The sequence below is a fragment of the Leisingera sp. genome (assembly GCF_982940295.1).
Genome location: NZ_CEYXRG010000019.1, coordinates 47,572 through 63,973, shown reverse-complemented (window position 1 = coordinate 63,973; position 16,402 = coordinate 47,572). Strand labels below are relative to the sequence as shown.

At 62.2% G+C, this 16,402-nt stretch carries 13 protein-coding genes; 8 read left to right on the top strand and 5 right to left on the bottom strand.

The features are described 5' to 3' along the window. The first annotated feature begins 44 nt into the window (after positions 1 to 44). The 6 genes from AC4HIX_RS16350 (at position 45) to AC4HIX_RS16325 (ending at position 5,672) form a co-directional block, all read left to right on the top strand. Positions 45 to 269, top strand: a complete 225-nt coding sequence (locus AC4HIX_RS16350; RefSeq protein ID WP_051357810.1) for a hypothetical protein — start codon at positions 45 to 47, stop codon at positions 267 to 269. Further along, positions 269 to 1,729 (top strand): TolC family protein, encoded by a 1,461-nt coding sequence (locus AC4HIX_RS16345; RefSeq protein WP_027236571.1) that lies wholly within the window; start codon positions 269 to 271, stop codon positions 1,727 to 1,729. Before AC4HIX_RS16350 ends, AC4HIX_RS16345 begins: the two co-directional genes overlap by 1 nt. Positions 1,730 to 1,743: 14 nt before the next feature. Next, entirely contained in the window at positions 1,744 to 3,102 is a 1,359-nt protein-coding gene (locus tag AC4HIX_RS16340) for a multicopper oxidase family protein (protein WP_027236572.1), read from the top strand. A gap of 41 nt (positions 3,103 to 3,143) precedes the next feature. Then, the gene (locus AC4HIX_RS16335; RefSeq protein ID WP_027236573.1) at positions 3,144 to 3,839 is read left to right on the top strand and encodes a copper-binding protein; all 696 of its coding nucleotides are present in this window, start codon (positions 3,144 to 3,146) and stop codon (positions 3,837 to 3,839) included. A 100-nt stretch (positions 3,840 to 3,939) separates the two neighbouring features. Continuing rightward, positions 3,940 to 5,235 carry an ABC transporter ATP-binding protein gene (locus tag AC4HIX_RS16330; RefSeq protein ID WP_193747987.1) on the top strand — a complete coding sequence of 432 codons (1,296 nt, stop codon included), beginning with the start codon at positions 3,940 to 3,942 and terminating at the stop codon, positions 5,233 to 5,235. Next, positions 5,232 to 5,672: a c-type cytochrome gene (locus AC4HIX_RS16325; protein ID WP_027236574.1), complete on the top strand. Its 441-nt coding sequence runs from the start codon at positions 5,232 to 5,234 to the stop codon at positions 5,670 to 5,672. Before AC4HIX_RS16330 ends, AC4HIX_RS16325 begins: the two co-directional genes overlap by 4 nt. 40 nt (positions 5,673 to 5,712) lie before the next feature. Here the strand turns inward: AC4HIX_RS16325 and AC4HIX_RS16320 are convergent, their stop codons facing one another. Together AC4HIX_RS16320 and AC4HIX_RS16315 are read right to left on the bottom strand one after the other, a co-directional pair. Then, positions 5,713 to 6,903 (bottom strand): MFS transporter, encoded by a 1,191-nt coding sequence (locus tag AC4HIX_RS16320; protein WP_206539695.1) that lies wholly within the window; start codon positions 6,901 to 6,903, stop codon positions 5,713 to 5,715. Positions 6,904 to 6,982: 79 nt separating this feature from the next. Continuing rightward, a complete protein-coding gene (locus AC4HIX_RS16315; protein WP_027236576.1) occupies positions 6,983 to 8,011 on the bottom strand; it encodes a lysylphosphatidylglycerol synthase transmembrane domain-containing protein in 1,029 nt (342 codons plus the stop codon). 77 nt (positions 8,012 to 8,088) lie between these two features. On the opposite strand from AC4HIX_RS16315, the gene AC4HIX_RS16310 reads away from it, so the two are divergent. Next, entirely contained in the window at positions 8,089 to 8,514 is a 426-nt protein-coding gene (locus tag AC4HIX_RS16310; protein ID WP_027236577.1) for a MerR family DNA-binding protein, read from the top strand. 217 nt (positions 8,515 to 8,731) lie between these two features. Continuing rightward, a complete protein-coding gene (locus AC4HIX_RS16305; protein ID WP_027236578.1) occupies positions 8,732 to 9,415 on the top strand; it encodes a hypothetical protein in 684 nt (227 codons plus the stop codon). A gap of 204 nt (positions 9,416 to 9,619) precedes the next feature. Here AC4HIX_RS16305 and AC4HIX_RS16300 read toward each other — a convergent pair whose 3' ends face one another. Genes AC4HIX_RS16300 through AC4HIX_RS16290 form a run of 3 tightly spaced genes read right to left on the bottom strand, consistent with a single transcriptional unit; the run spans position 9,620 to position 15,362 of the window. Then, complete coding sequence (locus tag AC4HIX_RS16300; RefSeq protein ID WP_027236579.1) at positions 9,620 to 9,961, bottom strand: copper-binding protein; 342 nt, start codon at positions 9,959 to 9,961, stop codon at positions 9,620 to 9,622. Positions 9,962 to 9,996: 35 nt separating this feature from the next. Continuing rightward, positions 9,997 to 13,176: an efflux RND transporter permease subunit gene (locus AC4HIX_RS16295; protein WP_027236580.1), complete on the bottom strand. Its 3,180-nt coding sequence runs from the start codon at positions 13,174 to 13,176 to the stop codon at positions 9,997 to 9,999. Continuing rightward, positions 13,176 to 15,362 carry an efflux RND transporter periplasmic adaptor subunit gene (locus tag AC4HIX_RS16290; protein WP_036797408.1) on the bottom strand — a complete coding sequence of 729 codons (2,187 nt, stop codon included), beginning with the start codon at positions 15,360 to 15,362 and terminating at the stop codon, positions 13,176 to 13,178. The genes AC4HIX_RS16295 and AC4HIX_RS16290 overlap by 1 nt, the downstream gene beginning before the upstream one ends. Positions 15,363 to 16,402: the final 1,040 nt, after the last annotated feature.

Below are 16,402 nucleotides of genomic sequence, written 5' to 3'. Positions count from 1 at the left end.
TGCTCTAGCACAGAATTTCTACAGATTTTTCTCAGGAAAACCACATGAAGTCTCTTTTTCTGGCCGGGGCGGGCGCCCTGCTGCTGGGGGCGTGCGCCAGGACACCGGCGGCACTGCCCGATACCGCAGCCTTGCAAACTGCCGCCGCACCTTCCGGTCCATACCGTTCCTTAAAGTACCAGTCTCCCCTCAAGGGGTTTGAAAACTACGAGCCTAGCGGCCCCGCCTCCTGGCGTGGTGTCAACGAGCAGCAGCAGGAGAACCACTGATGACGGCAAAAACTTGGCGCGTCCTTCTGGCGCCGCCCCTGGTGCTGGCCGCCTGCTCGGCTGCGGTGCCGGAGAAATACACCAGCCCGCAGGCCGGGTTTCAGGAAGTCGCCCGCCAGACCTCTGCCGCCATTGGCAAGCGCACGGCCTTCGCCCAGACACAGGCCCAGAATGAGGCGCTGGCCAAAGAGGTCCGGCAGCTGGTGCAGGGCAAGACGATCTCTGCCGATACCGCGGTGCAGGCTGCGCTCTTGAACAACAAGGGGCTGCAGGCGTCTTACGCTGCGGTTGGCCTTTCAGCAGCAGAGGCCTGGCAGCAGATGACACCGGAAAACCCGGTGGTTTCGATCGGCCTGATGGGGATCGGCGCACCGGAGCTGGGCCTGTACCGGGCGCTGGAATCCACCATCGCTGTGAACCTGCTGGACGTGAAGACCCGCAAGCAGCGCATCGCCGTGGCTGAGGCGCAGTTTCAGCAGGCCCAGCTGAACGCGGTGAACGATACTCTGGCGCTGGCGGGGCAGACCCGGCAGGCTTGGATCAATGCGGTGGCCGCCTTTGAGCGGCTGAGCTATCTGCGCCAGGCCAGCGGAACAGCGGCAGCGGGGGCGGAGCTGGCCAGCCAGCTGGGCAAGACAGGTGCGCTGAACAAGGCGGGACAGGCGCGGGAGTTTGCCTTTAATGCAGAGCTTGCGGGGCAAGTAGCCCGCGCCCGGCTGGAGGCAAAGCTCGCCAAGGAGGAGCTGACCCGGCTGATGGGCCTGTGGGGCAGCGATGCCAATTACTATGTGCCGGATGCGCTGCCGCCGCTGCCAAAGTCCCTGCCGCGGGTTTCGTCGATCGAGACGGCGGCATTGCGGAACCGGGTTGACCTGAAAGTCGCCAAGCTCGGGCTGGAAGCGCAGGCCCGCGCTTTTGGCCTGACCGACCGGACCCGGCTTGTCACCGACCTGGAGCTGATTGCCGGTGCCGAGGCAGAGCGCGAGCGCGAGGACGGGGAAACCCACACCGAAACCCTGCCGCAACTGGAGCTGGAGTTCGCAATTCCAGTATTCGACACCGGCAAGGCGCGGATGCGCAAGGCTGAACTCTCCTACATGCAGGCGGCCAATACGTTGGCGGAACGGGCGGTGAATGTCCGCTCGGAGGCCCGCAGTGCTGAGCTAGCATATCACTCCTCCTATGAGATCGCGCGCCACTACCGGGACGTGCTGGTGCCCCTGCGCAAGTCGATCGAGGAAGAAGGGCTTCTCAGCTATAATGGCATGATCACCAATACCTTCGAACTGCTGACCGATGTGCGTGAAAAACTGGCAAGCTCGCTGGAAGCGGCCAACGCCAAGCGCGACTTCTGGCTGGCTCAGGCAAATGTCAGCGCCGCGATTTACGGCGGCGGTTCCGGCTCAGCCCCGCAGGGCGGAAGCGTGGAAATCGCCGCGGGCGGCGGCGCAGGCCATTGAAAGGATCACATGACATGATGAACAGACGTCAACTGCTTGGGGCCGGCGCCGCGGGTGCTGCGCTGGTGTCCAGCCAGGCCTGGGGCAAGACCGTGAACATGGGCCTGCCCGAAGCCGCCAGCATGGACAGCGCGGCAACCCAGCCGCCGCTGTCGCCCTCCACCGGGCCGGACTACAACCCCGTGGTCACCCTGAACGGCTGGACGCTGCCGTTCCGGATGAACAACGGGGTGAAGGAATTCCACTTGGTCGCCGAACCGGTCGAGCGGGAGCTGGCCGACGGCATGATCGCGCATCTGTGGGGCTATAACGGCCAGTCCACCGGCCCCACCATCGAGGCGGTGGAGGGCGACCGGGTGCGGATCTTCGTGACCAACAAGCTGCCCGAACATACCTCGGTGCATTGGCACGGGATGATCCTGCCCTCGGGCATGGACGGGGTCGGCGGCCTCAGCCACCCAGGCATCCCGCCGGGCAAGACCTTTGTCTACGAGTTCGACCTGATCAAATCCGGCACCTTCATGTACCACCCGCACGCGGATGAGATGGTGCAGATGGCGATGGGGATGATGGGCATGTTCATCGTGCATCCCAAGGACCCGGATTTCATGCGGGTGGACCGGGACTTCCTGATCATGCTCAACGCCTTCGACATCGACCCAGGCTCCTATGTGCCGCGGGTGATGGAGATGACGGACTTCAACCTGTGGTGCTGGAATAGCCGGATCTTCCCGGACATCGACCCGCTGGTTGTGAACCAGGGCGACCGGGTACGGGTCAGGACCGGCAACCTGACCATGACCAACCACCCGATCCACATGCATGGTTATGATTTCGAAGTCACCTGCACTGATGGCGGCTGGGTGCCCGAAAGCGCACGCTGGCCGGAGGTGTCGATCGACATTCCCGTCGGCGCCATGCGCGCCTATGAGTTCGACGCGGTGCATCCGGGCGACTGGGCGATCCACTGCCACAAGTCGCACCACACGATGAACGCGATGGGCCATGACGTCCCGACCTTCATCGGCACCGACAAGCGCAAGCTGACGGGCCAGATCCGCAATCTGCAGCCCGAATACATGCCGATGGGCACCGCCGGCATGGCCGACATGGGCGAGATGTCGATGCCGCTGCCCGACAATACCGTGCCGATGATGGCTGGCTGGGGCCCGTACGGGCCGCTGGAGATGGGCGGCATGTTCTCGGTCGTGAAGGTGCGCGAAGGCATCGATGCAAACGACTACAGCGACCCCGGCTGGTACGAGAACCCGCCCGGCACCCAGGCCTATGAGTGGACCGGCGAACTGCCGGACTTTGCCCGCGCCGAAGACGCGCAGACCCGCATTACCCCAAAACCAACCGCCAAAGGCTGAACGGCCTCAGGCACCCACCCAAACCTCACGAGGAGACAGACATGAACAAGATCCTTTCCGCAGCCCTGATTGGAGCTCTATCCGCTGCGCCGGCCCTTGCTGGCGGCACCCACGGCGGCGGCCATGGCGGCATGGAAGTGGGCAAGCCCGGCGATGCCGCCCATGCGGACCGGGAAGTCGCCGTGACCATGAAGGAAACCGATGACGGCGAGATGCTGTTTGAGCCGTCGAGCTTTTCCTTTGCCAAGGGCGAGACGGTGAAATTCGTGATCACCAACGCCGGCGAGCTGGAGCATGAGTTCGTGCTGGACACGGCAGAGCGCAATGTCCACCACAAGGAGCTGATGGCCAAGATGGAGATGGAGCATGACGACCCGAACTCGGTGCGTCTGGACCCGGGCGCCAGCGGCGAAGTGGTCTGGACCTTCTCCAACGCCGGCACCTTCGAGTTCGCCTGCCTGATCCCCGGCCACTACGAATCCGGCATGCACGGCCCGGTTGCCGTGCTCGAAGGCAGCGGCGGCACCTTCACCGCGGGAACGGTCAAGAAGGTCGATCCCAAGTCCGGCAAGGTCACCATCATCCATGAGGAGCTTGTGGATCTGGACATGCCGGCGATGACCATGGTGTTCCGGGTCGCCGATGACACGATGCTGGAGCAGCTGAAAGCCGGCGACGCCATCGAATTCGTCGCCGAACGGGTCAAAGGCAAACTGACCCTGACCGCCCTGAAATAACCGGTGGCGGAGGCCGCCCGCCGGCCTCCGCCTTTTTCAAACCCCAGCGGTCCCAGCCAGCGCCCAGGAGCAGAAAAACACTTACTTTTCGGCGCCGCTGGTGAACATCAGACAACAGGCAATCATTCCCGCGATGCTGGATCTGCATTCTCTCACACACGACGCCGCGGGCGCTTTCGGGTTCTGGTATGATGATACCGCGCCCGGATGGCTGCACCCGGTGATGCATCTGGTTCTGGTGCTGGCGCCCGCGCTGCTTGTGCTGACCCTGGCAGGTCAGGCCGCCTGGCTGCTGCGCCAGCGTTTTCTGCGGCGGGCGGCACCGTTTACGCCACCCCAGTTACCGGCAGGCGGTCTGGAGCCGGGACTGCCACGCCATATCCTGCGCACGACCGGTAAGCAGCAGACGGTCCTAGTTCTGCTCAGCCTCAGCGCGATGCCGATCCTTTACCTGACCCTGGAATTGCCAAAGCAGATCGTGAACCGGGTCTTCGAAAGCGGAGACGCCGCGATTCCGGTCCTGAGCTTCGAGGTCTCGCAGGTCTCGCTGCTGTTTCTGCTCTGCGGCGGCTATCTGGTCGCGATTTCGCTCAACGGGCTCAACAAATACTGGCTGAACATCCGCAAGGGCCGGGTGGCTGAAAGCTTCGTGCGCCGGCTGCGGCTTGCTGTCTACCGCCAGTGGAGGCAGGATCAGCCCGCGCAGCGCCAGCCTGCCATCATGCCGGTTCTTGGACCCGAGGTTGAACCTGTCGGCGGCTTTGCCTCTGAACTGCTGACCGTCCCGCTGCTGCAGGGCGGGACGCTGGCGACGATCCTTCTGTTCATGTTTGTGCAGGACCCGATCCTTGCGGCGGCCGCCCTGACGGTGCTTCCGCTGCAGCTGATCATCGTGCCGCAGCTGCAGCGGCGGGTGAATGCGGTGTCCCGCAAACGGATCCGCGAGATGCGCCTGCTGGGTGAGAATCTGGACCGGGACATGCGGGCTTCGGGGCAGGGCGCGCTGCCGGTTGCGCGCAGTTTCCGGCAGCTGCAGGACCTGCGGCTGCAAATCCACCGGCTGAAGTTCCTGGCCAAGGCGATCAACAACTTCCTGACCGCCCTGACCCCGTTCCTGTTCTACTCCTTGGGCGGCTATTTCGTGCTGCAGGAGCGGGTTTCGCTGGGCGCGCTTGTGGCGATGCTGTCGGCACACAAGGAGTTTTCTTCGCCGCTAAAGGATCTTTTCCGTTTCTATCAGCAAAGCGAGGATGTGCGGATCCGCTACCAAGAGATCCGCGCCTTCGCATCCGGCTCCCGCGGGGAGCCCGGACCGGCGGAGGCCAGCCAGCATCAGTATGGCCCGAACCCGGCTCACGGCAATTCATTCACCTATGAAAGAAAGAGACCCTCATGAATAAGATTCTCGCCATCCTCGCGGCCGCAGCCGTGGCAGCGGCGGCGGCCTATTTCGTCTACAGCAGCGCCGGCGGCAACGATGCAACTGCGCAGCGCGCCGTTCCGGAGCCCGGCGCCCCGCTCGCCGAGGTTCAGCTGCCGCCGGACCTGAGTGAGGCCGCAAAGATCGGCAAGCGCGCCTTTGACGCGGTCTGCGCCGACTGCCACGGTGACAATGCCGCGGGCCGCAACGGCATGGGGCCGCCGCTGGTCCACAAGATCTATGAACCTTCGCACCATGGCGACGCCGCCTTCTTGCTCGCAGTCCGCAACGGCGTGCGCGCGCATCACTGGGATTTCGGAAGCATGCCTGCTCAGCAGGGGCTGACCGATGGCGACGTCAAAGGCATCACCCAGTACGTGCGGGAGCTGCAGCGTGCCAACGGCATAAATTAATTCGCCGGATGGCCAGGTCAGAGGCAATGTGGATGTGGGATCAAGGTGCGGCCTCCCCGGCCAGCCGGTCAAGTTGTTTAAGCACCGCAAACTGCGCAAGAGCGGCGGTGATGGCCGCCGCAAAAACCGCGGGCGTGGCGATCAGGCTGGCGAGGATGGCGCCCAGCAGGGGTGAGAGGGCGGCAGGTGCAGCGAAGGTGTTGAACCACGCTGAATAGGCGGGACGCCGGTCATCGGGCGAGATTTCCATGAGAAAGCTCAGGTAGCTGATGGTCACGCCATTCATCATTGCGCCGATGACAAGATAAAGCGCCGCAAAGCCCAAAATTCCCGCTCCGGCGGCGAGCAGGGCAAGCATGAGGGCGGGCGCCATGAGGCGGAGGAACGTCACGCACCACAATAATGGCAGTTTGCCCATGCCGTCGCCGATGCGGCCCCAAAGCGGGTTCGAGACCAGTGCTCCTGCGGTCTGCGCGGCCAGGAGCGTGCCAACCCCGGCCAGCCCGATCCCGCTTTCACGTGCAGCTACGATGTAGAAGGGCAGCGCCATCAGCGTGGCGGAGCCAAGCCAGTGAAAGATCAGAAACAGGCGGAACGCGCGGTTCTGCCGGAAGGTGACCAGCCCCTCGCGCAGAAAGTCAGCCGCTCCCGCGCTCCGGACGGCGGGACGCCTGCCGGGCGATGAAGGCGGCTCTCCGGCCGAGACAAACAGTGCTGAGGATAGGAACATCAGCGCCGAACCCAGCGCAAACATGAACGCATAGGCCTGCAACGGGGGCATCACTTCGAGGGCCAGACGCAGCGCCCCCGCGGCGGCGATGGCGAGCAGCCCGCCACCGAAAAACCGCCACGCCAGCATCCGGCTGCGGCGGTTGGAGGGGATCGCACGCCCTACGATATCGTTGTACGGAACCGCAACGACGCCGCTGACAAAAGCATAGGCCGTCCAGAGCGCAAGAAAGCCAGCGGCGAGCGGCTCCGGCGGCCAGTCAACTTGCGGCCAATCCGCTCCACGCCAGAGCAGAAGCGCGATGGCTCCGGCTGCTGCAGCCCGGCCAAAAGCACCAAAAACATAGAACGGCATCCTGCGCTTGGCGCGTTCGGCGAGGTATCCCACCGGCAGCTGCGGCAGAAGCCATCCCAGCCGCAGCACGGCGCTGGCATAGCCGACGGCCAGCGCGCTGCCTGTCAGCATGTGGGTCAGGCTGGCTACAACTGTTGCGCTGTCCACTGCCGCGGATCCGCCCTGAAAAGCCGCGCCCGCACCGGCAATCCGCCAGAACCCCCGCCGGCGTACGGCTTCTTGCGCTTCATGGCCCGGCATTGCCTGTCTCCGCCTTTACACGGGCATGGCGGATGTCGAGACCCGATTGCCAAAGCACAACAAGCCCGATGCCGACCACAAGAATAATCGTGAGGATATAGCTGAAAAGGATCATCAGAAGCGCAGGCTCGTCAGCAACCCCAAGCGCCTTGAGCGCAAAGCCCGCACCGAACACAAAGCCCGCCGGGATCCGCACGAACCGCCCGAGGACCATGGCAAAGCCTGAGAATACCATCAGAAAGAGGTAGTCCCAGGGCCTCAGGAGCACTCCCACCGCAAGTCCCGCCCAAAGGAAATGCGTCGCCGCCACCAGCTTGCCCGCGACGGCCGCGATGATAGCCGCGATGCGCCGCGCGCGCGCCCTTGGCCAGACGATGCCCGCGCCTAGCGATGCCCGCAGCCCCGGACCGCTCGCGCCCATGCGTTCGGTGATCCAGTCGAAGAGACGGCAGATCAGCGGTTCCTCGCGGTTGAAGAGGTCACGGAAACGAAAGAGCACCCAGAGCAGCCCGCCGAAGAGCAGCAGATTCAAGGCACCCGCAACGCTAAGACCGAGGCGCAGATCCCCCTCAATCTGCGGAATGCGCCCTGCGGCAGCCACCGCTCCGGCAAAAAGCGCGAACACGACTCCGTCGAGAAACCTGGCGATGACTGCTGTCGAAAGCACCGTGGCCATTTTTAACCCGTGCAGGCGCGCGACCAGCCAGGCCCGCACCAGCGGGCTGACGCCCAGCGGTACAAGCACGTTCACGCCGTACCCAGCGAGCAGCGCACCTGTCAGTGGCAACGAACCGACCGGTTTCACATCAAAGAGGATTTGCCGCCACTTCCAGCCGCTTAATACCTGTTCAAGCAGGATCGTGGCCGCCAGCACAGATAGCCAAACCGGGTTGGCCTGGCGCAGCCCGTCAAGGAAGCGTGCGAAGTCAAGGCTCCCGTACAGCCGGAAGATCAGCCAGAGCGCCAGTGCTGCACCCAAGACAGGAAGAAGCCAGCGTTTGATGAAAGGTCCCATGCAAATCCCGCTTGCCGGATATGCTACCCTCTGTATCATGGTACGGAGTCAATGGTTGATCCTGAGAGGAGGCTGCCATGGCAACTCTGACGATTGGAAAAGCCGCTCGTTCGGCGGGGATCGGAGTGGAAACTATCCGTTTCTATGAGCGCAAGGGGTTGATCCGCCAGCCGCCGCGGCCAACCGCTGGCGGTCCGCGGGACTATGGCGGCGGAACGCTGCAGCGGCTCAGGTTCATTGCGGGGGCCAAGCGGCTCGGCTTTTCGCTGGCAGAGACCGCCGGCCTGCTCGCGCTTCTGGAAGCGCCCGGCGCGAGCTGTAAGGACGTGCAGGCGCAGGCAAAAGCCAAGCGCGGCGAAGTTCAGGCCAAAATCGAAGGTTTAATCCGCATCCGGGATTCGCTTGACCGCCTCCTTGGTGCTTGCCCTGGAAAGGGAAGTCTTGCGGACTGCGCGATCCTCGAGGCGATTGAGAGTGCTGAGAACTCAGGAGGCACTTCCTGACAAGAGTACAAGTTGATGACGATGGTATGATAACTGGCTGTCAGGGACGGAAGCAGCTTCGCTGCCGCAGCGGATGAGTGCTTTCGTCAATGCCGTTCTCTGCCCGCCCTTTCCTGAATATGTTGACGGATAACCTAACTGGTAGAACAAAACGTTTTGAGGACTATGAGCGCCGCCCATCGGCTTCGTGCCGGAATGGGTGGCAATGCGCTGTGCAATGAATACATACTTCAGCATCAATATGCCTGCCTGGAAATTTGTCCGCAACACATTGGTTGTCAGTTGTGCAGGCCTGTTTCCGCTACTGCTGCTCTATATCGCCCTCACGCCGGGCTTCGGGGCATTGCTTTTGGAAAGTGGGCCCGCGTTCAGCCGGTTTCTGCGGCAGGTCGTGACAAATGGTGTACCTGTTGTATTTGCCGTCAACTACGTGAGCTTCTTTCTTTTTGCCGTAAGTACCGCCAAGCAGCGTGAAGCAGCCATGCAGGCCCGTATCCTCCTGATCGACCTGCCTGCAAGGGTCGTCATTTTCGTCCTGTTGCATGGAGTAATATATTTCATTTCGGCTGACTGGTTCGGCTCGTTCGGAGGGGATCACTGGCAGGCGTTGCAGGTGGTTGGGCCCACACTTGTCCGGTCCGCCTTCTTTGAGAACATTTCCGGTGTTTACCTTTACGCGACGCTGGTCAGCGCCTTGCCCCTATACGCAACAGTGATCGACAGCAGTCTTGAAAGGTGCTCCAGGCGATGGGAATGGCTGCGCGGCTTGGTATGCAAGCTGCCGGGCAAGCTCGGGCCGATCCTGCTTGCGCTGGTTTTCTTCGCAATATTCACGCTTGCTTTGACGGGTGCCGCAGCGGTGATCATGAATCTGCAATCGGTTTGGATCTGCAGCGGATGAGACCCGTGGCGCTATGGCGGGCGGGGCGGGCCCGGGCGGTGGCGGGCAATACTGCAACGGCTGGCAGCGCCGCCGCAAATGTGAACGCCGCGCTTGATGAGTGACCCGCCCCGAGTTTGCCTGTGGCAGCGGATCAGCGGCGCGGCGTTCATGCCCCGAAACCGGAATTTCGGGGCTTCTGGCGCGGCTTCAATGCCGCGCCGGTCAATTCGGCATGATGGCACCGATTGCGTACATTCCGTCAGCGCCCTTGAACAGCATAAGGGTGACTTTGTCGCCGGGTGCGACGTCTCCCATGATCTGCGCGCCGGCCTGCAGTGGCAGGTCCATCGTCATGCCGGGCCAGCCGATTTCGGGAATCGGGTCGTGGCTGACATTTGCGGAACCCTCGCTGATCGCGTTGAGGACGGCGGTGGCGTGTACTGCACCCTCGATCTGGCTCTCGCTCATGTGCATGCCGGAGTGATCCATGCCGTGGGTTGTTTGCGCGAAAGCACCGCTGGCGCAGAAGGCCAGGACAATGCTGGAGAAGGTGAGGTTCTTCATTGGTTTTCCTCTCATGGGTCAGAATTTGGTGCGTTTCATTCGGCCGGAACGGCCGCTTCGTCTGCTGCTGGAGGGGCGCTGATCTCACGATTGACGCGCCGCAAGGCCAACCGCTTCCAGATGACGAAGATTGCGGGGATGACGAAGAGCGTCAGCAGCGTCGCCGTGACCATGCCTCCGACCATCGGCGCCGCAATGCGCTGCATGATTTCCGATCCGGTGCCGTGGCCGTACATGATCGGGATCAGGCCGGCGAAAATCGTCGCAACCGTCATCACCTTGGGACGGACGCGCAGCAGTGCCCCTTCGAACACGGACTCCTCGATGTCGAATGGCGTCAGGCTTCGGTTTTCCGAGATCGCAAGTTTCTTCCTCTTTTCCCAAGCCAGGTTGAGATACAGGAGCATCACGATCGCAGTTTCGACGGCGACACCGGCCAGCGCAATGAAACCCACCAGCACGGCGACTGAAATGTCGAAGCTGAGGTACCACAGGAACCAGACCCCGCCTGCCAGAGCCACTGGCAGCGCGGCAAGGATGATGCCCACCTCGATCACGCGGTTGAATGCCAGGAACAGCATCAGCGTGATGAGCAGAAGTGTGGCAGGTGCCACCAGTGTCAACCGCTCTTGCATCCGCTGAATGTATTCGTACTGGCCCGACCAGGTGATAGAGTAACCTGGCGGGAGCGCTACCTCATCCGCGACGCGGGCGCGTGCCTCAGTCACGTAGCTGCCAAGGTCTCGGCCAGCGATGTCGATGAAGACGAAGCCGGTGCGCCGGGCGTTTTCGGACCGGATCATGCCCGGGCCGTCAACGATGCGGACCTCGGCAAGGGCACCAAGGGGGATGTGCGCCCCCGAGGGAGTCACAACCGGCAGACCCTGAAGGCGTTCAGGGCTGTTTCGCCATTCCTGCGGATAGCGCAGGTTGATCGGGAAGCGTTCGAGGCCCTCGACCGTTTCCGAGACCTGCATGCCCCCGATCGCTGTCTGCACGACATCCTGAACGTCACGCACGCTCATCAGGTAACGCGCGGCGGCTTCGCGGTTGACATCGATTTCGATGAAACGCCCGCCCACGGGCCGTTCGGCATAGGCCGATGCCGTGCCCTCGATCCCGGTCACGGCACGTTCGATTTCAACCCCGATCCCTTCGATGACAGAGAGATCCGCACCCGATATCTTCACCCCCACAGGGGTCTTGATACCGGTCGCCAGCATGTCGATCCGGTTCTTGATCGGCTGAATCCAAACGTTTGTCACCCCCGGCACCTGAACCGTGCGGTCGAGTTCCTCGCGGATCCGTTCCATCGTCATTCCCGGCCGCCATTCGGACTCCGGCTTCAACTGGATTGTTGTCTCGATCATTGTCAGGGGCGCGGGATCGGTCGCCGACTCGGCGCGGCCCAGCTTGCCGTGGACCGTCTTCACCTCGGGCACCGTTGCGATCAGCCGGTCTGTCTGCTGCAGGATCTCGCGCGCCTTGCCGATGGACACGCCCGGATACAGAGACGGCATATAGAGGAAGTCGCCCTCGTTGAGTTCCGGCATGAATTCGGTGCCTATCCGCTGAAGCGGCCACCACATCGAGGCGACCAGCGCCACCGACAGCAGCGTTGTTGCCCAGGGCCAGGCAACCGCGGCGTCGAGAAACGGGCGATAGGCCCAGATCACCATGCGGTTAAGCGGGTTTTTGTGTTCCGGCATAATCCGCCCGCGCACGAAGTACCCCATCAGGACCGGAACCAGAGTAATCGACAGGATCGCCGCCGCGGCCATAGCGTAGGTCTTGGTAAAGGCCAGCGGTTTGAAAAGCCTGCCTTCCTGGCTTTCCAGCACGAAGACCGGGAGGAAGCTTACAGTGATGATCGCCAGAGAATAGAACAGTGCAGGCCCCACTTCGGACGCGCATTCGCCGACGATTCGCCATCGGTTCTGATCGGTCAGCTTTTCCCGTTCCAGCCTGCGGTGCATTGCCTCGATCATCACGATCGCTGCGTCCACCATGGCGCCGATGGCAATGGCTATGCCGCCCAGAGACATGATGTTGGCATTAACGCCCTGCAGTTTCATGACAATGAAGGCCGCGAAGATCCCGAGAGGCAGAGACAGCAGGATCACCAGCGCCGAGCGCAAGTGCAGCAGGAACGCCGCACAAACGAGCACGACGACGATGAACTCCTCGGTCAGCTTGTCCTGCAGGTTGTCAATAGCGCGCTCGATGACGCCAGCGCGGCTGTAGGTAGTCACCAACTCGACGCCTTCAGGCAGGTTCGGGCGGATCTGCTCAATCCGCTCCTCGACGTTTTTGATCGTGGCAAGCGCGTTGCCGCCCCAGCGCAGGATCACGACGCCCCCCACGGCGTCGCCTTCTCCGCCGAATTCGCCAACGCCGCGGCGAAGCTCTGGGCCAAAGCGGATATCGGCGACATCTCCAAGTGTGACTGCCGCGCCTCGCTCGTTCACCATTAGAGGTGCGCGAGCGAGATCCGCCAGTTCATCGACATAACCGGTCGAGCGCACCATGAACTCGGCTTCGCCCATTTCAATGACACTGCCGCCGGTTTCCCGGTTCGCTGCCTGAATGGCGCCCCGCAGTTGCGGAAGTGTGATGTCGTAGGCACGCAGCTTGTCCGGGTCGACCACGACTTGGTACTGACGGACCATACCGCCGATGGTGGCGACTTCTGACACGCCATCGACGGTCTGCAGTTCGTACTTCAAAAACCAATCTTGCAAGGTCCGGAGCTGTGCCAGATCGTGGTTTCCGCTCCGGTCGATCAGTGCGTACTGGTAGATCCAGCCAACGCCGGTCGCGTCGGGGCCCAGCTGCGGAGACACTTCTTCAGGCAGGCGGGATGCGATTTGCCCGAGGTATTCCAGGACGCGGGTCCGCGCCCAGTAAAGGTCGGTGCCGTCCTCGAAGACAATGTAGACATAGCTGTCGCCGAAGAACGAGAAGCCGCGCACATCGCTAGCGCCAGGGACGGCAAGCATCGCGGTGGCAAGCGGGTAGGTGATCTGGTCCTCGACAACCTGCGGCGCTTGCCCAGGGTATGGGGTGCGGATGATCACTTGGACGTCCGAAAGGTCGGGGATGGCATCCACCGGGGTTTCGCGGATCGCCCATACCCCGGCAATTCCGATCATCACAGCAAGCGCAAGGATCATGAACCGGTTGACCAGGGAAAGACGGATGATAGCGGGTATCATTAGCTCACCTCCGGCACAGCTGTGATGCCGACCAGCGTCAGCGAGAAATCGGGGTTACGGCGGAACAGAAGGCCTACTCTCTCGCCGATCGGCAGGGTTGCCTGATCCAGGGTCTCATCCACCGCGAAATCCATGGTCATTCCCGGCATCCCGATCTCGGTCATGGCGTCATGGGTGATGTTCACCATGCCCCGCTCCGGATCCGCCGAGTTGATGGTGCCTGCGACTTTCATCGGGGCGATGACAGGTTCGGCATTCGCCAGCACCAGCGTCATCCCGTCGGGTCGGGCAAAGGTTAGGGTCATCTCGGTCCCAGTGGCCAATGCCGCCGGTTCCAGCTCCTCGGAGATGGGAAAGTCCATCGTCATGCCGGGCATCCCGAGTTCGGTCATCGGGGCATGGCTTATCGTCGCCGTGCGTTCAGCGGGGTCGACGGCGTCGATGGTGCCGCTGACGACGATTGGTGCCGCTGCCGCCATCTCGGTTTTCCCGGACGCCGGCGCCGCAGTGGCAGCTTTTTCCCGGACCGCGATAATGCTGAACATGCCCGCGTCGTTCTTGGCCAGATCGAACTCGACTGGTCTGTCCAGAACGACCGCCTCGGGATCCAGCCCGGCCACCTCGAACTCCATTTCCATTTCGGGCCAGCCAAGCGCCGGAATCGGATCGTGCGACACGGTCAGTGTGCCGTCCGGGTTCACCTCGTGGATCGTGCCAGTCCCCGTGGCGGCAATCCCGTCATCGGCACCGATCTCTATCAGTGCAAGAAGGTTATCCGCGCCCCGGGCAACCGTGAAAGCGATCCCGGAATCTTCGGCCAGATGATCAAGCGGCACATCTGCCCGCACTGGGAAAACGGAGGTCATTGCCGGCCAGTCGAGGCTGTCGAGGGGGCCGTGCTTGATCGTCGCCAGCCGGGTTTCGTGGTCCAGCGTGACAAGCCTGCCAGCGCCGTGCGCGGGCTCTTCGTCTGTTGGCGCCATGCGCATTAGACCGGCGCTGAGCGCGCTTTCGCTGTCAATCAGGAACTGCGCCGACGCGACGACTTCCTCACCCGGCGCGAGCCCTTGTACGATTTCAGTCCGGCCGCCCTCACCGAAACTGTCGCGCAGGCCGGATGTAACCAGCCGCGGTTTGAAGGTTCCTTCACCGGTCTTCAGAATCACGCGCTCGGCCGAACCGGTCCGGATGACCGCCTCGGACGGCACGGTCAGCGCTGTTCGTGTCCGGGACGGAACAAGACTGACGGTTCCAAACATGTTGGGCCGCAAAAGCCCCGCAGAGTTGTCGAACTTTAGCCGAACCGGCAGCGTGCGGGTTTTGGGGTCGAGTTCGGGATAGATATAATCGATTTCGCCTTCGAACGTGCGCCCGGCCAGATGCTCGAAGCGGGCGACCGCGCGCATGTCTTCGCTGAGCCGCGCGATGTCCCGCTCGAATACGTCAACGATCAGCCAGACAGTTTTCAAGTCGCTAAGTGAAACTGCAAGCGTTCCCGGCTGAAGGTACATGCCATCGGCAGCCGAAAGCGAGATCACGACGCCGTCTTGCGGAGCTTCGATCCTGATAGTCCGTGCAAGCTCGCCGCTAGCTTCGATCTCCGCAATCTGAGCCTCCGACATGCCGTGGCTAAGAAGCTTGTTCCGGGCGGCGTCGAGGATCCTGGCGTCTCCGGCCTTGACCGCGCGGACCAAATCTCCGGTCGCCGCGCTGATCACTGGCGAGAACATCTCGAACAGGACATCGCCTTTGAGCACGCGATCGCCGATGGCTCGGGTTTTTAGTTTCTCAATCCACCCGTCTGCACGGGTATGGACATGGCTCGTGCGATGCTCGTCGTACCGCACGAAGCCGACGGTCTCTATCCTCGACGATATGTCCGACATCCGTGAAACAGCGGTGCGTACACCGATTGCGTTGACCTCGGCCGGTGAGAGCGACACTTCAGCGGGATCACCTGCGGGCTCATGGCCGGCATAGACAGGGATCAGGTCCATGCCCATCGGCGATTTCCCGGGCTCGTCGCGCCGGTAGTTCGGATCCATCGGAGCAACCCAGTACAGGATCTCCGGGTCGCCCGAGGTCGGGCTTTCAGTGAGGTTGAGATATGTCCGTTCCAGAAGAACCCCGCCCACCGTTCCTGCGGCAAGGGCAAGGATGCTGAGCGCTGTGTAACGTCCGCGCATGATATCCTCCAGGCTGATCTTCCCGAAGCAGCCTACATAGTTGACAAATTACCGGCGCGTCTCATGAGCTCCGCCGGAAGCGAAATTTGTCAAACGTGCTTTGGAGGCCGGACCGGCGGCGGTGTTTCCAGGTGAACACCGAAATTACCCGCACCAGCTTTCAGGTGGAGCGAGGAGGCTGTCTGGGCTGCAGACGGGATGGCCGCGGACGGCAAGTCGGAGCTGAAGCATGAGCTGCCGATGCAACGGGAAGAAACCTGATCGTTTGCACAGCATGCAAGGTCAAGACTTTGCGATGGAGCCGCCAGGTGCAGGGAATGACCGGACCCGGAATGTGATGAGGGACTGGCTTCTTCCGCGAGGCTTTCCTGGTGCGGCATGTGCATGGCCATCGCTGACGTAAAATTCGCCGCAAAGGAGAAAGCCAGTGCGACGAGAATGATGGTCACGCGCCGTGCCAGACATATCAAGAATCTTCTGCCCACTGTCTGCATATAGCTGCGCTTTGTCTGGTTGCCAAGCTGTCCCGCTAAGGATCCTGTCTCCCAGAGTGCCGACCGCTGTCACAAACCGAGCGGCAGTTCACTTCGCGCTCTTCCAATGGGATGTGTTTCGTGAGTTGGAGCTGCTGGGGAACCTGGCGTGAGTTAGAGTGAGAAGAGGCCGCGCAAGGAACGTACCGGGAAGCTCGGTCAGATTTTGGAAGCTGGGCGTCGAGGCAAGAGTCCTTTCATTGTTACGAACAAAGCATCGGGTGCCCGCTTTTAGGATTTCGGTTTGCGCGATCCGTGATTTTCTATGCCTTTTGGGTTTGCCGTCGTTTCGTGCTGAGACTACGTGGCCTTAACGATGTGTGGGTGGAACGGGGTGTAATCTCCTCGTATGGATCTATCCGCTCGTGGTACAGGTGTTTCGGGTTTGATTTCGCTCTGTGGACACTCTCGGTGCATGCTGGAGCTGCGCAAACACCTCGCGGCTGCGACGACCATGTTTCCGCTCTCCTTCGAACCAGATCGGGCCAAAACTCGCCAGTTTGTACG

What these genes read in the sequence shown, in the direction of transcription:
- AC4HIX_RS16350 (WP_051357810.1), top strand. Translation starts at nt 45, where the DNA reads ATGAAGTCTCTTTTTCTGGCCGGGGCGGGCGCCCTGCTGCTGGGGGCG.
- AC4HIX_RS16345 (WP_027236571.1), top strand. Translation starts at nt 269, where the DNA reads ATGACGGCAAAAACTTGGCGCGTCCTTCTGGCGCCGCCCCTGGTGCTG.
- AC4HIX_RS16340 (WP_027236572.1), top strand. Translation starts at nt 1,744, where the DNA reads ATGATGAACAGACGTCAACTGCTTGGGGCCGGCGCCGCGGGTGCTGCG.
- AC4HIX_RS16335 (WP_027236573.1), top strand. Translation starts at nt 3,144, where the DNA reads ATGAACAAGATCCTTTCCGCAGCCCTGATTGGAGCTCTATCCGCTGCG.
- AC4HIX_RS16325 (WP_027236574.1), top strand. Translation starts at nt 5,232, where the DNA reads ATGAATAAGATTCTCGCCATCCTCGCGGCCGCAGCCGTGGCAGCGGCG.
- AC4HIX_RS16315 (WP_027236576.1), bottom strand. Translation starts at nt 8,011, where the DNA reads ATGGGACCTTTCATCAAACGCTGGCTTCTTCCTGTCTTGGGTGCAGCA.
- AC4HIX_RS16310 (WP_027236577.1), top strand. Translation starts at nt 8,089, where the DNA reads ATGGCAACTCTGACGATTGGAAAAGCCGCTCGTTCGGCGGGGATCGGA.
- AC4HIX_RS16305 (WP_027236578.1), top strand. Translation starts at nt 8,732, where the DNA reads ATGAATACATACTTCAGCATCAATATGCCTGCCTGGAAATTTGTCCGC.
- AC4HIX_RS16300 (WP_027236579.1), bottom strand. Translation starts at nt 9,961, where the DNA reads ATGAAGAACCTCACCTTCTCCAGCATTGTCCTGGCCTTCTGCGCCAGC.
- AC4HIX_RS16295 (WP_027236580.1), bottom strand. Translation starts at nt 13,176, where the DNA reads ATGATACCCGCTATCATCCGTCTTTCCCTGGTCAACCGGTTCATGATC.
- AC4HIX_RS16290 (WP_036797408.1), bottom strand. Translation starts at nt 15,362, where the DNA reads ATGCGCGGACGTTACACAGCGCTCAGCATCCTTGCCCTTGCCGCAGGA.